General features: G+C 34.6%; 1 protein-coding gene. It reads left to right on the forward strand.

All coding sequences use genetic code 11. From position 1 onward, the window contains the following. Positions 1-70: 70 nt before the first annotated feature. On the forward strand, positions 71-543 hold a 473-nt coding region (locus ACYU87_RS27690), incomplete at its 3' end, for a recombinase zinc ribbon domain-containing protein (protein ID WP_461137235.1).

Raw genomic sequence — 543 nt, forward strand, 5'->3', positions numbered from 1 at the left:
TATCTTTCAAAAAACCTATACAGACGAGAATTTTAACAGACATCAAAATCGTGGAGAAAAGGTCAGATATATGATGAAAAATCACCACGAACCTATTATTAGCCATGAGGATTTTGAACTGGTAAAAACTGTAGTAGGTCAGAGAAGAAAAGAAAAAAATATAGATGGTTCAGATAACAAATATCAAAAAAGATACGCTCTTTCCGGAAAGGTATATTGCGGTGAATGTGGTTCAAAAGTAAAAAGGTGCATGAGATATGCACAAAGTGGAGACTATGCTGCTTGGACCTGCGTTAGGCATATTGAAGATAAGAAAAGCTGCAACATGAAGTATATAAGAGAAGAACATATCAAAGCAGCATATGTTCAAATGATGAATAAGCTTATAGCAGGCAAAAATACTATGCTGAAGCCTTTTGTAGACACTTTGCGAGGTGGCAATAACAAGGATCGGCTAAGGCATATTTTAGAACTTGATAAAAAAATAGAAAAGCTGAATGAACAAGCTCAGGTACTAACAAAGCTATTAAGTAGTGGTTATAT

The sequence above is a fragment of the Spirosoma lituiforme genome, assembly GCF_054776635.1.